Annotated in this window: 16 protein-coding genes; 8 read left to right on the top strand and 8 right to left on the bottom strand. The window is 40.3% G+C overall.

The features are described 5' to 3' along the window. Positions 1–2 precede the first annotated feature (2 nt). Entirely contained in the window at positions 3–1,115 is a 1,113-nt protein-coding gene (locus tag V7L95_RS00080; protein WP_017358061.1) for a GntR family transcriptional regulator, read from the bottom strand. Positions 1,116–1,387: 272 nt separating this feature from the next. Here V7L95_RS00080 and V7L95_RS00075 point away from each other — a divergent pair, with 272 nt between their 5' ends. The 4 genes from V7L95_RS00075 to V7L95_RS00060 all read left to right on the top strand — a co-directional run bounded on the left by V7L95_RS00075 (position 1,388) and on the right by V7L95_RS00060 (position 6,575). Next, entirely contained in the window at positions 1,388–3,013 is a 1,626-nt protein-coding gene (locus V7L95_RS00075) for an FGGY-family carbohydrate kinase (RefSeq protein ID WP_019743624.1), read from the top strand. Then, positions 3,007–3,711: an L-ribulose-5-phosphate 4-epimerase gene (locus tag V7L95_RS00070; protein ID WP_017358058.1), complete on the top strand. Its 705-nt coding sequence runs from the start codon at positions 3,007–3,009 to the stop codon at positions 3,709–3,711. The genes V7L95_RS00075 and V7L95_RS00070 overlap by 7 nt, the downstream gene beginning before the upstream one ends. 17 nt (positions 3,712–3,728) lie before the next feature. Continuing rightward, the gene (gene araA, locus V7L95_RS00065; RefSeq protein WP_017358057.1) at positions 3,729–5,150 is read left to right on the top strand and encodes an L-arabinose isomerase; all 1,422 of its coding nucleotides are present in this window, start codon (positions 3,729–3,731) and stop codon (positions 5,148–5,150) included. A gap of 84 nt (positions 5,151–5,234) precedes the next feature. Then, positions 5,235–6,575: a sugar porter family MFS transporter gene (locus V7L95_RS00060; protein ID WP_007501378.1), complete on the top strand. Its 1,341-nt coding sequence runs from the start codon at positions 5,235–5,237 to the stop codon at positions 6,573–6,575. 36 nt (positions 6,576–6,611) lie between these two features. Here the strand turns inward: V7L95_RS00060 and V7L95_RS00055 are convergent, their stop codons facing one another. Together V7L95_RS00055 and V7L95_RS00050 are read right to left on the bottom strand one after the other, a co-directional pair. After that, the gene (locus tag V7L95_RS00055) at positions 6,612–6,833 is read right to left on the bottom strand and encodes a hypothetical protein (RefSeq protein WP_224558471.1); all 222 of its coding nucleotides are present in this window, start codon (positions 6,831–6,833) and stop codon (positions 6,612–6,614) included. A 27-nt stretch (positions 6,834–6,860) separates the two neighbouring features. Next, positions 6,861–7,178: a hypothetical protein gene (locus tag V7L95_RS00050; RefSeq protein ID WP_340967732.1), complete on the bottom strand. Its 318-nt coding sequence runs from the start codon at positions 7,176–7,178 to the stop codon at positions 6,861–6,863. Positions 7,179–7,361: 183 nt separating this feature from the next. Between V7L95_RS00050 and V7L95_RS00045 the strand changes: the two genes are divergently transcribed. Then, a complete protein-coding gene (locus V7L95_RS00045; RefSeq protein WP_017358055.1) occupies positions 7,362–7,655 on the top strand; it encodes a CotD family spore coat protein in 294 nt (97 codons plus the stop codon). Positions 7,656–7,707: 52 nt separating this feature from the next. Here V7L95_RS00045 and V7L95_RS00040 read toward each other — a convergent pair whose 3' ends face one another. From V7L95_RS00040 to V7L95_RS00020, 5 genes are all read right to left on the bottom strand, one after another. Then, positions 7,708–8,376 carry an ABC transporter ATP-binding protein gene (locus V7L95_RS00040; RefSeq protein WP_017358054.1) on the bottom strand — a complete coding sequence of 223 codons (669 nt, stop codon included), beginning with the start codon at positions 8,374–8,376 and terminating at the stop codon, positions 7,708–7,710. Continuing rightward, a complete protein-coding gene (locus V7L95_RS00035; protein ID WP_017358053.1) occupies positions 8,369–8,914 on the bottom strand; it encodes a hypothetical protein in 546 nt (181 codons plus the stop codon). The genes V7L95_RS00040 and V7L95_RS00035 overlap by 8 nt, the downstream gene beginning before the upstream one ends. Before the next feature lie 21 nt (positions 8,915–8,935). Next, positions 8,936–9,436, bottom strand: coding sequence for a stage II sporulation protein M (locus V7L95_RS00030; protein ID WP_017358052.1), 501 nt, complete (start codon positions 9,434–9,436; stop codon positions 8,936–8,938). Position 9,437: 1 nt separating this feature from the next. Then, complete coding sequence (locus tag V7L95_RS00025; protein WP_234932479.1) at positions 9,438–10,976, bottom strand: hypothetical protein; 1,539 nt, start codon at positions 10,974–10,976, stop codon at positions 9,438–9,440. Positions 10,977–11,275: 299 nt separating this feature from the next. Continuing rightward, complete coding sequence (locus V7L95_RS00020; protein WP_017358050.1) at positions 11,276–11,602, bottom strand: uberolysin/carnocyclin family circular bacteriocin; 327 nt, start codon at positions 11,600–11,602, stop codon at positions 11,276–11,278. Positions 11,603–11,890: 288 nt separating this feature from the next. On the opposite strand from V7L95_RS00020, the gene V7L95_RS00015 reads away from it, so the two are divergent. From V7L95_RS00015 to V7L95_RS00005, 3 genes are all read left to right on the top strand, one after another. Further along, on the top strand, positions 11,891–12,493 hold the full coding sequence (locus V7L95_RS00015) for a GNAT family N-acetyltransferase (RefSeq protein WP_017358049.1): 603 nt from the start codon (positions 11,891–11,893) through the stop codon (positions 12,491–12,493). Beyond that, positions 12,447–13,001 carry a hypothetical protein gene (locus tag V7L95_RS00010; RefSeq protein ID WP_017358048.1) on the top strand — a complete coding sequence of 185 codons (555 nt, stop codon included), beginning with the start codon at positions 12,447–12,449 and terminating at the stop codon, positions 12,999–13,001. Before V7L95_RS00015 ends, V7L95_RS00010 begins: the two co-directional genes overlap by 47 nt. 154 nt (positions 13,002–13,155) lie before the next feature. Then, entirely contained in the window at positions 13,156–14,568 is a 1,413-nt protein-coding gene (locus V7L95_RS00005) for a polysaccharide deacetylase family protein (RefSeq protein ID WP_017358047.1), read from the top strand. Positions 14,569–14,764 lie beyond the last annotated feature (196 nt).

Raw genomic sequence — 14,764 nt, 5'->3', positions numbered from 1 at the left:
TTCTATGAAGAGGGCTCATTTTTTCTTACGTTTAGCGCTTTAATCGTTTCACCAGGAACGAGTTCAGGCTCATAAAATGTTCGATCAGGCAGGTTCTTTTTCCCTTGTACTTGTTTAATCATCCAGTCTGCCGCATCTCGTCCCATTTGCTCTTGAGGGTGTGTCAGCGTTGTCAGTTTCACATGGGCATTTTTTTGGGCAATATACGAGTTATCCTGTCCAATAATGGAAAGATCATCTGGAATAGATAAACCTATTTCACTACATACATTTGCTACTTCTAACCCGACTTCATCGTTATAGCAAACAAGGGCGGTTAGCTCATGCTGGTGCGCTTGTAAAAAGGTTTTGATATGATCCCCCAAATACTGCTTCGATTCTGTATCGAAAAAAAGAATATGCTCTGGTAGGAAATTGAGCTTCGCTTCACCGAGTGCCTGAATATAGCCTTTCATTCGATATTTTCCTTGTAAATCATCTGTTTTTGAAATCAGTCCAATGTGCTGATGCCCAGAGGTGATCAGCTCCTTTGTCGCTAAATAGCTGGACTTTACATCATCCAAACAAAGGAAGGGAACTTCTAACTGCTCATAGTAGGCATTGATCATTATAAGCGGGACATCCTGCTCTTTAAAGGATAGGTAGTACGAAATGTTTGGATTATATAAATTGCTTTTTGTCGGTTCGACAATTAATCCGTCCACACCAAAGGACAGCATCATTTCAAGCGCTTTTTTCTCTTGCTCCACATCGTTATTTGTACTCGCCAGTAACAAAGAATAGTTCTCTTCATTTAATCGGCTTTCGATGCCCCGAATGATCGACGGGAAAATGTAATCGGATATGTATGTGGTGATGACGCCAATCGTTTTCATATGAGCATGTCCAGCAGGTTTTGTTTGATATTGATTGGTGACAAATGTGCCTGAGCCTTTTTCACTTCTTAAAAAACCTTCACTCGATAAATCCAAGATGGCTTTTCGCACCGTATGCCGGCTTACTTGATACATCTCTTGCAAGCTTGATTCGGTTGGAATACGCTCCCCGATCCGGTAATCCCCTGTCAGTATTTTGCTTTTTATATCATCCATAATGATCTGGTACTTCTTTTTCATCGTTTCACTTCTTTCACAGTTGATCCTCTACTCGGGTTGAGAAGAACTTGTATGGACATATTTTAACATGGTTGCTCAATCAAAAACAGGCGCTTACAGTGTCTATCGTCTGTTCCTTGGAGAATATGAAAGTTTTTGTCTAATTGTGTATGCACAACTATATTTATTATTGACATATGTACGTACAAATATTATATTGTTTTTGTGCACAGGTAAAGATGAATCAAATGAAAAAGATATTTGAAACCGCTATCATCTTGGAGGTGAACAAAATGAATCGTGAAAAGACGGCCAAAGCCATTAGAGAAGGCAGGACATCTTTGGGCATTGAATTTGGTTCGACACGAATTAAAGCGATTTTAATAGATGAAGAGTTTCAGCCAATTGCGCAAGGTGCATTTGAATGGGAAAGTTCTCTTCAAGAAGGAATATGGACGTACAATTTAATTGAGATCATTACAGGTCTTCAAGTGGCGTACCGTCAGATGAAAGAACAGGCTGCACAATTGTATGGGGTGACGATTCAAACCATTGGCTCCATCGGGATATCTGCGATGATGCATGGCTATGTTGCCTGTCATCATACAGGAGAAGTCCTCGTCCCGTTTCGAACGTGGCGGAATGGAACAACGACCGAGGCGAGTCAAAAGCTAACAGATGTATTCCAATTTCATATTCCAGAAAGATGGAGTATCGCTCACTTATACCAAGCGATACTAGGAGAGGAAAAACATTTGTCCCGGTTAGAGTATGTGACCACTTTGTCTGGCTACATTCACTGGCTGTTAACAGGGAAGCAGGTCATCGGAATTGGCGATGCGTCGGGAATGTTCCCCATTGATGAAAAAACGAAGGATTACAACGAAGTGATGCTTCATCAATTTGAAGCATTGATTGCAGAAAAAGGCTATCCGTGGAAGCTTCGTCATCTTTTGCCGCGCATCTATTTAGCAGGCGAAGAAGCTGGTGTGTTAACAGCAGCTGGAGCAGCGATTTTAGACCAAGGCAAACAGTTGCAGCCAGGTATCCCTTTTTGCCCACCAGAGGGTGATGCAGGAACAGGGATGGTCGCAACAAACAGTGTGGAAAAGAGAACTGGGAATATTTCAGTTGGGACATCTGTATTTGCCATGATTGTGTTAGAGCATCATCTAAAAGGTGTGTACCCAGAAGTGGATCTTGTCACGACACCAGATGGCCTGCCAGTCGCGATGGTTCATGCCAACAATTGTACAAGTGACCTTAACGCTTGGATGAATGTATTCAGAGAAGCGTTTGAAGCAATGGGTCAGCCAGTTGAAACAGAAAGATTATACGAAACCCTATTAAATCAAGCTTTAGAAGCAGATCATGATGGGGGCGGGCTTTTAAGCTATGGCTATTATTCTGGTGAAAATATTACGAGACTAAAAGAAGGAAGACCCCTTTTTGTTAGATCTCCTCAAAGCCGGTTTACCCTTGCTAATTTCATTCGGACACATCTCTTCTCTGCATTTGGCGCAATGAAAATCGGGATGGATCGGTTAAAAGCACATGAACAAGTCAAGATTGATCGTTTACTAGGACATGGCGGTTTATTTAAAACACCAGTAGTTGGACAAAAAATGGTCGCTGCTGCACTTGGGACACCTGTATCCGTCGTATCAACGGCTGGAGAAGGCGGTGCGTTTGGGATGGCGGTCCTTGCTTCGTATATGCTCAATCACCAGCAGCAAACACTGAGCCATTTTCTCAAGCATCAAGTATTTGCCCATACATTAGAAGAGCTTATTGATCCTGATCCACTGGATGTTAAAGGTTTTGAGGAATTTATAAAGCGCTATCAAGAAGGACTCCCGATAGAAAAAGCGGCAGTAGAACATTTGACGCCACAGAAAGGAGCGGCACCTGTATGTTAGAGCGGTTAAAAGAAGAAGTGTTTCAAGCGAATCTAGATCTACCAAAGTACGGACTTGTGAAATTTACATGGGGCAATGTCAGTGCGTGCGATCGTGACAGTGGACTGTTTGTCATTAAGCCAAGCGGCATAGCATATGACAAATTATCAGCAAAAGACATGGTCGTGGTCGATTTTGACGGTCAAGTGGTCGAGGGAGAATTCAATCCTTCTTCCGATACTGCTACACATGCTGTTCTTTACAAACACTTTGAGGAAATTGGCGGCATTTCACATAGCCATTCAATGTGGGCAACGGTATGGGCGCAAGCTGGACTTGATTTACCAGCAATGGGCACAACACATGCAGATACATTTTACGGACCTGTTCCGTGCGCTCGATTTCTCACAGAAGAAGAGGTGAATCGCGGGTATGAGGTGGAAACAGGACACTTGATCATTGAAACGTTTGAGAAAAGACAGATAGATATCATGGCGGTTCCTGGTATTTTGCTACAAGGTCATGGTCCCTTTACGTGGGGAAAAGATGCGAAAAGTGCGGTAACGAACAGTGTCATTTTAGATGAAGTAGCGAAAATGAACCTGTTTGCAAAGCAATTGAACGAATATGCGGAGCCTCTTCCGCAGGTGATTTTAGATAAACATTATTTAAGAAAACATGGAACACATGCGTATTACGGACAAAAACCTTCAAGATAAAGAAAAGAGGGATTTCTATGTTAACAAGTCAGAAGAAAGAATGTTGGTTTGTCGTCGGGTCACAGCACTTATATGGGGACGAGGCACTGAAGCAAGTGAAGGCAGATGCGCAAAAGATAACAGATGCCTTAAATGAGAGCGGTTTGCTGCCTTATCCAATTATTCTGCAGGAACTGGCGGTCAGTGCGGATCAAATCACACAGCTGATGAAAGAGGTCAACTATCGTGATGAGGTCATCGGTGTGATGACTTGGATGCATACGTTTTCTCCAGCAAAAATGTGGATACGTGGTACGTCTCTTTTGCAAAAGCCTCTTTTGCATCTCGTCACGCAATACTATGAAAACATTCCGTGGGACACGATTGATATGGACTATATGAATCTCCATCAATCGGCACATGGAGACAGAGAGTACGGCTATATCAATGCACGTTTAAATAAGCAAAACCAAATCGTTGCAGGTCATTGGTCGAAGCAGGAGGTGAAGCAGCAAATCGCTGATTGGATGGACGTTGCGGCTGCCTATCATGAGAGCTTCCACATTAAAGTGGCTCGGTTTGGTGACAATATGCGCCACGTTGCGGTGACAGAAGGAGATAAAATTGAAGCGCAGATCCAGCTGGGATGGACCGTTGATTACTTTGGAATTGGCGATCTTGTGAACTATGTAAATGCTGTGGAAGAAGCAGAAGTTGATGCTCTGTTTGCTGAGTACTTAACGTTATATGACGTGGATTATGGGAGCTATTCGACAGAAGAATGGGAACAAAGTGTGAAAGTGCAGGCACGATATGAAATTGCCATCAAACGTTTTTTAGATGAAGGCGGCTACAATGCCTTTACGACAAACTTTGAAGATTTACATGGCATGAAGCAGCTTCCGGGTTTAGCCGTTCAGAGGCTGATGGCAAAGGGATATGGCTTTGCGGGTGAAGGGGATTGGAAAACCGCCGCACTGGATCGTTTATTAAAGGTGATGAGCCATCATCAATCGACTGGTTTTATGGAAGATTACACATATGAAATGACTGCTGGTCAGGAAGCAGTGCTGCAATCTCATATGCTAGAAGTAGATCCAGCGCTTGCACATACAAAACCTGTCATTGTCGTGTCTCCGCTAGGCATTGGAAACCGGGAAGACCCAGCACGTCTTGTGTTTGATGGAAAAGCAGGCGAGGGCGTTGTTGTCTCCATTGCTGATTTTGGAACACATTTCAAATGGCTGATTCAAGAAGTGGAAGCCTTTGAGCCGCAGGAAGCAGCACCTCAATTACCGGTAGCACGAGTCCTCTGGAAAATCAAACCGAACTTTCAAGATGGCATCAAAGCATGGATTAAGCACGGCGGAGGTCATCATACAGTCGTATCTCTCAATTTAACGGTTGATCAAATTGTTCATTTTGCAAAGCTTGTGAATGCAGAATATGTGGTTTTATAAAGAAGGGTGAAATGCATTCTACTGTGAAAGGTAGAATGGCAGGGAGAAATGAAAGCGGTTTATTAAGTGAGGGGGGTCATCCACTTGGAGAAAAAAGTATCAAGTAAATTTATCTTCTTTTTCGGGTCCTTTGCAGGTATCTTATTTGGATATGATATTGGTATTATCGCAGGGGCAGAAGGGCACATTCAGGAAGAATTTCAGCTCAGCCCGTTATGGCTTGGCATCGTCGTTTCTTCATTAATGGGCGGGGCGATCATTGGTTCCATTTTAAGCGGTCTGATGGGGGATAAGTTTGGCCGCAGAAAGCTCATTTTGGTGTCATCGATTATCTTTTTTGTCGGTGCGCTTGGCTCAGCCATTGCACCAGAAGAAATCTCATTAACCATTGCCCGGATTTTCTTAGGAACAGCTGTAGGGACAGCCTCATCGCTCGTGCCTGCTTACATGTCTGAAATCGCGCCAGCTAAAATTCGCGGGAAATTGTCCGGCCTGAATCAGCTGATGATTGTGAGTGGATTATTGCTTAGCTATATCGTCGCATTTGTGTTTGAACCAATTCCAGACAGCTGGCGCTGGATGCTGGGAAGTGCTGCTTTATTTGCGATCGTGCTTTATATTGGCATGCTGAAACTTCCTGAATCTCCAAGATATTTAATTAAACACGGAATGGCTCATAAGGCACGTGAAGTATTAGGATCACTTCGTTCATCACGTGAAGAGATTGAAGCAGAAATGCAAGAAATTTTAGAAGTGGCAAAAGAAGAACGCTCAGGCATTCGTGAATTATTTCAAAAGAAATTCCGTATGGCTCTCTTTATTGGGGTCGGAATGGCGACACTCCAGCAAATACAGGGGGCGAACTCCATTGTGTATTATGCAACGAGTATCGCAAGAAATGTAGGTCTTGCTCCGCAAGTTGCCGCAGGTTTTACCGTCATTGTTGGTGTCATATTTGTTGTGACGACCGTAATCTTTTTACAATTCGTCGACCGGTTCGACCGCCGAACGATTCTCACAGTTGGGGGAACGGGGATGGCCCTGTCTTTCTTTGCACCAGCGGCATTAGGTGCGCTCGGAGTGAGTGAAGGCATATTAAACTGGGTCACATTGATTTCACTTTGCTGCTTTATTTTGTGCTATGCCTTCTCATGGGCACCGATCACATGGATTATCATTGGTGAAATTTTCCCACTTTCTGTTAGGGGTATTGGAGCGGGCATTTCCTCTGCCTTTAACTGGACGGGATCATTAGCAGTTGGCCTTGTGTTCCCAATCTTGGCTGACCAATTCAGCTTTGGCGTGATTTTCTCCTCATTTGGGGTCATCTGCTTAATTGGCCTGTTGTTCACGCGCTTTGTCTTAGTCGAAACAAAAGGAAGAAGCCTAGAGCAAATCGAAACTGATATGGCTGCACGAGTCTAAAAGAAACCATCTATCCTGTGTGGATAGATGGCTTTTTTAATCAAGTATTTGTTTCAGTTCATCTGGCAGTAAATCCATTAATTGATCAGATGAGGATACGTCCAGCACTTCAAGAAGTGCATAATATTTTGCATAAATTTCACTCAGCTGATCAGGATGATTTGCTTCATATCGATTCAAATGCAATTGCGTCAGTTCAAGTGCAATGTCCAGTTTGTTTCGTTCGATGGTTTGTGTTGTGTTGATCAAATCGTTCACCTCTTATTTTAAAGTTATTGAAAAATGTTACGGTGCAGTTCCGCAGCTGACCTTATATTCATGGTCTTCTACCTTTTTTGAATAACAGACGGAAGGCGTCATTCCCGTCTCACTTTTCCAAGCCTGCCAATACACATCATAAAGCTGACCATATTGAGGGTCTACATCGTCCTTTTTTTGCAAAATAGCAAAATAGCTTTGGTAAGGGTAGCCTTCTTGATAAATGGCATGCCGTATCGCTCCTCTCTCGGTCGCATTTGTAAAAGCCATAGGCGACAGCAAGGGAAGGGTGATGATCACGACGAGCAGAATGAAAAATGAAAAAAGCTTATGTCTTGTTTTCATCAATGAATGTCCTTTCCTTCACAAGAGATCATTTGTATAATATGTTAAAATTGTCCTATTGTAAAGAAAGAGACGACTAGATCACAAGCGGATTTTATCAAAAATAGACAAGCATCTAATCACTAATCGCGCCTCTTACATACGATAGAGTGTAAGTGAAAGACAACTTGAAGGGGTGTTGAGATGAGCCGGAATCGATTAGACAATTTTTTCTTTGGGCCTCGCAGAGGGAATCATGGAGAAGTTGAAACGGTTGTATCCCCTACACGTCAAATTGTCAACACGACAACAAATGTACAAACGATCAGAAAAATTCATCCAACTCATATCACAAACGTCAATAAAAACATCAAAAGAATTGAAAACTACTACCCTGTGACGCAATCTACTCGAAATGAGTATATTGTGGAAGAATATGACTGTGGCAGTGATATCAAGAATCCTTGCTGCCGCCCGGTCAAACGCTGTAAGTGGTAGTCTAATGGTAAAAAGAAGTGAGGCATCCTGTGATGGGATGCCTTTTGTATGTTCAACGCTCTATTTCATTTAGTTGTCCGTGATCAAGCTCGAAAAAACGATTTCCTAATTCTGAATAAAGGTAGCGCTGATGGCTTGTAAATAAAACACATTGATCAGAGAATTCTTCTTTTAATAAAGAAATAGACTGCATTTGAGATGCCTCATCAAGAGATGTAAAAGGTTCATCAAGAATGATTAGCTCTGGTGATCTGGCTGCCATACAATTAAAGAAAAGCTTATATCTCATACCTAGTGAATATTGTTTGACAGGCATCTTAAGTGCATGAGTTAAATCAAATGCATCACAAAGCGAGAGAAAGGTCTTTTTGTATACCTCTTTTTCTGACTGATTCATTTTCCATAGTGACTGTATAAGAGTCATATGCTCAATACCAGTCAGCGCATCATAAACCAAAGGCTTATCTGGAATGTACGCGACCAACCCTTTAAAAAGAGCTGACCTAGGATGATGCTGTTCGTTGAGTAAAATCGTTTCGGATACTGAAGGAAGCAGACCTGCGATGATCTTTAAAAGTGTCGATTTACCGCTGCCGTTTTTCCCGATAATACAAGCACGATCACCTTCTTTCAGATGAAAGGATACTTGATCAAGGAGGGGAGAGCTTTCTTCAGTTGTTTCATAACGAAAAGATAGCTGAGACACTTGCAAACTAGCCATTGATAAATCCTCCAATAACAAAAACAGTGGTCACCAGCATATACAAGATGACGGTCGCGAGGGCGGCTTTTTTTGATCCTTCAGCATAATAAATGATCCCATCATATAGGATGCGTAAAAGGTACAAGTTGATCAAAAAAGAAATCGCTTGGATGATGATAAAATAATGATCTAAATCGAGTACCATCACACAATAGATCGCTGCGCTATTCACTAATAGAAGCAACGCATTATAAAGCAAGATGACAAAATACATTTTGCGCAAAATAAACGTTTTATGAAAAAAGTACATATAAATCGAAGTAACGACAGTACCAAGAAAATTCAATATGAAATAAAGCGGGATTGTCAGTAAAAAGATAAACACAATGCTGGCTAATTGTTTTCCAGCAGATAAAGGCTCCTCTACTAACAAATCAATGATAAAAAATGTTAAAAAAACAGTCGAAACAAATAAAGATAGTAAGACAAGACCTACAATGGTTTTGATCGATTGATGTTGATTGAAAAATTGTTTAGGGCGTAGAAGTAGCTCCATAGAACCACATTCTCCTTTCTTCTAAGATAGATGTACATGGCTGACATATTCCTCTAAAAGAGAGGCAATCAACAAGAGCACTACAGCGGAAAAGATTAACTGAACCACAGTCCGAGTCAGCTTTCTTACATCAATGGCCTTACCTTTCATAAACCGGTAAAGATAAATGAATGGAAAAGCACTGACGATTGAAAAGAGGATCAAACCAAGAATCTCAACAAAAGCATGCGGCATGAGGCCAGTGAATAACTGCTTCACTTCATGATGGGCTATCAAAAACTGAATGAGTTTTCCGATGATATAGCCATTATAAAAAAGAATGCCAGCAGACATAATGCCGCCAGTAAAAGCCCCGATACCTAGAATGGCAAGCCCAACCTGTAAATTGTTTGAAAAAATAGAGAGAAAAAACATGTCTTCATCCTTTTTTAAATAAGGAATCTGATCATAAGGAAGGAGACTTCCAATGAGCAAAGCTGCAATAAATACACCGGCGTAAAAATAGCCGAGACGTAGAATCAATCTATTCTCCGATAGAAAATATCTTATTTTTTTCAACATACTCAATTCCTTTATTAATGGTCTTGCGGCATAATATCCAGCAAATCACTGAAACGATCGCAAAATATATAGCGAACAGCACGTTTACGAGCCCTGAGGATTGCTGCAATATAGGGAGAAAAGAGGTCAAAATCAAATAGTACATAAAAGGCAGTACAAGAAAGTTTCTGGCAAATGCCTGACCTTTATCGATGATCTCTAGTTCCTCATTTGTTGTGCCTATTTCATGCTCATGAATAAAATTGAATTTCGTTGTGAATGGAAACAAGTACAGTTGGATTAAAGGAAAAATGAAAAAGCCAATCCCTAATGCCACCAGTTGAATGAGCATCTGAACATGAAACAGTTGATACACAGTCATGATAGATAGATTAATGAATAGTAAACAGAGTGCTGGTATGGAAAATAAACAATAAAATAACTGGATTTTTGATAAGAAAAACTGCAATAGAGATATTTGAGAAAGCTCGTAAAGCCAAATGTTCTTTTTTTCAGCACTTAAAGTGAAAATAGAAGGTGTCAGCATTCTCATCTCATAAGATTGATTCGCTAGTATCATAATATTGAGTGTGAATAGCAGCTGAATTTGCAAGGCTTGATGATCGATGATCGAGATCAATCCGGTAAAAACACCAATATAAAAGAAGGCTTCATATGACATGAACATATAATTAAAAAATTCTTTAGATAAGAGCCACCTTTTTTCTTTCAGCAGCTTGATGTCTTTTTGGATCAACACATTTTGTCTAAACAGCGAACCCTGAATTTTATGCAGTACTTGAAAGTACCAATAAAATAAATCCCGAAAATGCTTTGAGCTTTGGTCTTGATCTTTTTCCGTTGGAATCCATCGAACAGGACTTCTCATGACAAGCGCACTACCTAGTATCACAACAATCAATGTAATAGGTGAATTAAAAAGGGCTTGAAATTGTAGAAAAACAGAGCCATCTGAAAATAAAGCATGATGCATTTGCTGAAGATCATGTTGATATAAAGAGATCAGCTTGTTTGAAAGAGTGATCCAAAACGAATCCTCTGCAAGCGATGAGATCGATTGAAATAGTTGCTGGAAGGTGTGATAAAAAGGGAAAATGATGTTTAATATGAGAACCCTTCCGAAAAAGAAAAAAAGCAAAGCGATGCTTGCAAAAAAGAGGACACGAATGGCCCCGATTTTTTTTACGACGATGTTATAAATATAAGCACCGAATATCTTATTGCTGATGATAAATAGGAAGATACTTGTCAGCATCACATTGACATGTTTTAACCAGAATGCCAGATCGTGTGTTTGAACAATATCATATTGGAACAAAAAATAGATCAAATAAGTGCTCAAACTCGTAAACACAAGCCAAATCAATTCAGAAAACAGAAGCGTTTGAAAAAGTTGTCTAGAGGAAACAGGTGCTAGCTGTATCAATTCTTTAAAAGGAAGAAGATGAGTTCTTCTATAAGATTCAATTCCTTTGACGATAGAAAATAAAAATAAAAACATCACAAAAGCACTTTCCCATTCTATTTGATAGACGGGGGAGTAAAGAAATGAAGAAATCACGAATACAATCATGCATCCGAATATGATATCAAGAATACAAGAAAAAAATATGTACTGTTTTGAAGAAAACGACTTGAGAAATGGAATTTTTCGTATAACGAACTGAGCGATATTAGAATACTGTTGCTCCAGTCTAATGGATAGAAGTAGTGATAATAATGGATATAACATCTTCTCACCTGCACAAAAATTTAAATAGAAGGAGAACAGAGTCTCCTTCTATTGAGTCGTTAAATAAATTACCAAGCGATAACGGCTTTACGGCCTTTTTTCTTAATTTCGTTTTTAAGGTATTGACGAATTGTCTCTTTACCAGCCGCAGCAATAAGAGAAAGACCGCCTGAACCTACAGCAGTTAAAATGGAGACAATTGTAGTGACAGCTCCACCCGCTTCAACCACATTAAGAACTACAGCGGCAACACTGCCTGGAATACCAAATTCTTTTGCTAGATCAGCAACTGGCAGTACTTGTAGCGAGAAGGAAAAAAGAGCTAGCATAAGGAATCCTACTGCTAAAGCACCAAAAAGAACATGTAGTTTGATTTCATTTCTTGTTTCTGTCATATCAAATTCCTCCCTTTTTTGTCTTTTTATTACTATTCTATCTTATGATATGTTTTTGTTCATATCAATCCTTTTTTTTCTTTTTTTTCATGAATTAGTTATAGGTTAATATAAAATAAGTGAAAAGATAAGTGAGAAAAGAATCGTTTTGGATAGGAAATATCGAGTGAACATGATCAAAATGACCTTGTTTTCACAAAAACGAAAGAGAGCCTAAAAGTCTATAAGAAATGTGCTATATGTAAATGAACCAATATTCTTTGATCAAAAGCGCCTTTCAAGATAAAATTGGAAGTATCAATTCATTCTGATGGAGGCGATTTTCTGAATATTCGATTGTTAACACCAGAAGATGCTCAAGAATATGCGAACTTGAGATTAGAAGCACTCCGATTAAATCCAGAGAGTTTTGCTATGAGTTACGAGGAAGAGAAGCTAGATACGAAGAATAAATATAAGGCTCGTTTTGCCTCTACACAATCTATGTGGACATTCGGTGCCTTTCATCAAGGTCAGCTGGTCGGCTCGGTTACACTCATACAAGAAACCTTGCAGAAATTAAAGCACCGTGCCAATGTGGCAGCGATGTATGTAACGGCTAATGGACGCGGAAAAGGAATAGGGAAGGCGCTCCTGACAAAATTACTTTCTTTTGCACGCGAAAAAAAAGACATCGAACAAATATATTTAACAGTGGTCACAACAAATGACCCAGCCAAATATCTTTACATGTCTGTTGGATTTAAGTCGTATGCGGTAGAGGAAAAAGCACTAAAAATAAATGGTGCATATGTAGATGAGGAAAAAATGATGCTATGTTTATCATCGTTTGGAGGGGATATAAATGAGCCAGCCAGTCATGCGCATCACATTGGCAGCCGGACCAAATAGTGAGCTGGAATCCTTTGCGCTTCGTGCAGCACTTGAAAACTTTGGCGCAAAAGTCGATATGCATTGGATAGGCAGACCGAATGACCTGATTAATGTTTTATCCGGGAGGAATAGAGGCGAGACGGATTTCATTCTTTTATCCTTTCACGGAGAAGAAGGAGCGTTTCTCATGCCGGAGTTAGGAGAAGATGTATACGAAGAGGGTGAGCCGAGAGGTGCTGCTTTTGGTGCGGATGACATAAAGCGGTATGCTTCGTTAAATGGAGTCCACATTATATGTACAGGCTGTACACTAGGCGAAAAAAAGGTGGCAGAAGCTTTTTTAGAAACAGGGGCGATATCCTATACAGCGCCCGATGACTACATTGATGGAAATGCGTCATTTATTTTTGTTCTCACCATGCTGTATGAGCTGGTGAACAACTCAAAGACAGTCAGAGCAGCTTTTGACCAGGCACGCTCTATTGATGAAGAAACAAAGTTATTCCAACTGTATATGCAAAAATAAGGGCTGAGCAATCAAGCCCTTTTTATATGTCTCTCGTAAAATATGTCGAAAATGTGACAAGTGTGTTTTTTGCAAACTAAAAAGGGGCTTCGAAAAGTCTATCCTACAAACACACGCCATTTAGACAGGACGGCATCACGAGAGGAGAATCATTGTGTCAATCAAAGGGAAAGTCATTCTTGTTCTATGCGGACTTGCGATTGTCATCGGAATCGCTGGATTTTATCATAATCAGCAAGCAAGCGGGACAGAGAGAAAAAAAGTAGAACAAGATGCGAGCTACAAACAAGTTGAAATTGTCACACTTGTGAATGACGGGAAATTCATGAGATATGCTGTCAACTATCCGCTGTTTCATCAAGAAAAACTAGATCAGGAGATCAAAAGATTTGCAGAGACAGCGTTAGAAAAGTTTAAAACATCATTTAGTCAAGCGAGTGATGTCAATGAAGAAAAACGATACGAATTAAACATCGATTATGAGATCATTCATTATGCCAAGCAAACCGTCGCAATCAAATTCAATACATATGAAGTGAAGGGCGGAAAGCAAGGCGTCAATCAAACGAAGGTGATGAACTTTGATTTCAAGAAACAGACATTTTTATCAATCAACGATATCTTTCTATCAAAGAAGGACAATCTTCAAAAATTATCTCATATGACTTTTGAGGAATTAAAAAAAGATCGAACGCTAGCTGAAAATCAGCCGCTGCTCAAACAGGGAACGTCTCCTGTGGCGAAGAATTATCAGTATTTTGCCATCAAGGATCGCTATATCGAATTCTACTTTCCAAGAGGACAAATCGCTCCAAATCATCAAGGCCCTCAAGTGTTAGCGATTAAGAAAACACTACTGACAGGAATATTAAAACCTGAATATATTAAGAAAGAATTGAACAAAAACGAGAAAAAAGAACCGATTCCAACAAGAAAGATTGTGAAATTGCCAAAACCATCCACATTTCATCCAAATCAAAAAGCCATTGCACTCACATTTGATGATGGGCCCAATCCATCAACGACCTCAAAAATTTTAACAGCATTAAAAGAGAACAAAGGACATGCTACATTTTTTGTATTAGGCAGCAGGGTTCAGTATTATCCCGATATGTTAAGTGAAATCAGAAAGGGTGGAAATGAAATTGGAAACCACTCCTATAACCACCCTTTGCTCACAAGACTTCCTTTAAAACAAGCGGTCAAACAAGTAGAAGACACGCAACAAATCATTGAAAAAGCGAGCGGGTTCACACCGACTCATTTTAGACCGCCATATGGAGGGACAAACGGGCAAATCAACGAAGCTCTTCACATGAAAGTGACCCTTTGGGATGTGGATTCTGAAGACTGGAAATATCGAAACAGCCAATACGTCGCGGACTACATTCTAGCCCATGCATCTAGCGGTGAAACGGTCTTAATGCACGACATCTATGACACCTCAGCCAACGCAGCCGTCACGATTATCAAAGAACTCACCAAACAAGGATATCAATTATTGACGGTGTCTGAGCTTGAGCAGTGGAAGGAAGCGCGTGAGAAGAGAAGTGAGTCGAATAGGTAATACCCCTTTTGGTGTGAATCTTAGTGGATTCGCATCTTTTTTAGGCAGGTCATGAAAATAAAGGGAAAATCTGTTATGGTGAATATGAAGGGGGACTTCAAGTGGTATTGATAAGATTTATAAGTCTCGTTATGCTGACAGTGGTTGGTTTGGCTTTTGTCATAAACAATGTACCTGGTTTGATGTTGCCCATCTA

Origin of the sequence: Bacillus sp. PPSBB_11, from assembly GCF_038023285.1 — a bacterium.
Classification (GTDB): Bacteria; Bacillota; Bacilli; order Bacillales; family Bacillaceae; genus Bacillus; species Bacillus altitudinis.
This window is presented reverse-complemented; position numbering and strand designations above follow the sequence as displayed.

Coding starts and splice junctions, on each gene's coding strand:
- V7L95_RS00080 (WP_017358061.1), bottom strand. CDS start 1,115: ATGAAAAAGAAGTACCAGATCATTATGGATGATATAAAAAGCAAAATA.
- V7L95_RS00075 (WP_019743624.1), top strand. CDS start 1,388: ATGAATCGTGAAAAGACGGCCAAAGCCATTAGAGAAGGCAGGACATCT.
- V7L95_RS00070 (WP_017358058.1), top strand. CDS start 3,007: ATGTTAGAGCGGTTAAAAGAAGAAGTGTTTCAAGCGAATCTAGATCTA.
- araA (WP_017358057.1), top strand. CDS start 3,729: ATGTTAACAAGTCAGAAGAAAGAATGTTGGTTTGTCGTCGGGTCACAG.
- V7L95_RS00050 (WP_340967732.1), bottom strand. CDS start 7,178: ATGAAAACAAGACATAAGCTTTTTTCATTTTTCATTCTGCTCGTCGTG.
- V7L95_RS00045 (WP_017358055.1), top strand. CDS start 7,362: ATGAGCCGGAATCGATTAGACAATTTTTTCTTTGGGCCTCGCAGAGGG.
- V7L95_RS00040 (WP_017358054.1), bottom strand. CDS start 8,376: ATGGCTAGTTTGCAAGTGTCTCAGCTATCTTTTCGTTATGAAACAACT.
- V7L95_RS00035 (WP_017358053.1), bottom strand. CDS start 8,914: ATGGAGCTACTTCTACGCCCTAAACAATTTTTCAATCAACATCAATCG.
- V7L95_RS00025 (WP_234932479.1), bottom strand. CDS start 10,976: ATGTTTTTATTTTTATTTTCTATCGTCAAAGGAATTGAATCTTATAGA.
- V7L95_RS00020 (WP_017358050.1), bottom strand. CDS start 11,602: ATGACAGAAACAAGAAATGAAATCAAACTACATGTTCTTTTTGGTGCT.
- V7L95_RS00010 (WP_017358048.1), top strand. CDS start 12,447: ATGAGCCAGCCAGTCATGCGCATCACATTGGCAGCCGGACCAAATAGT.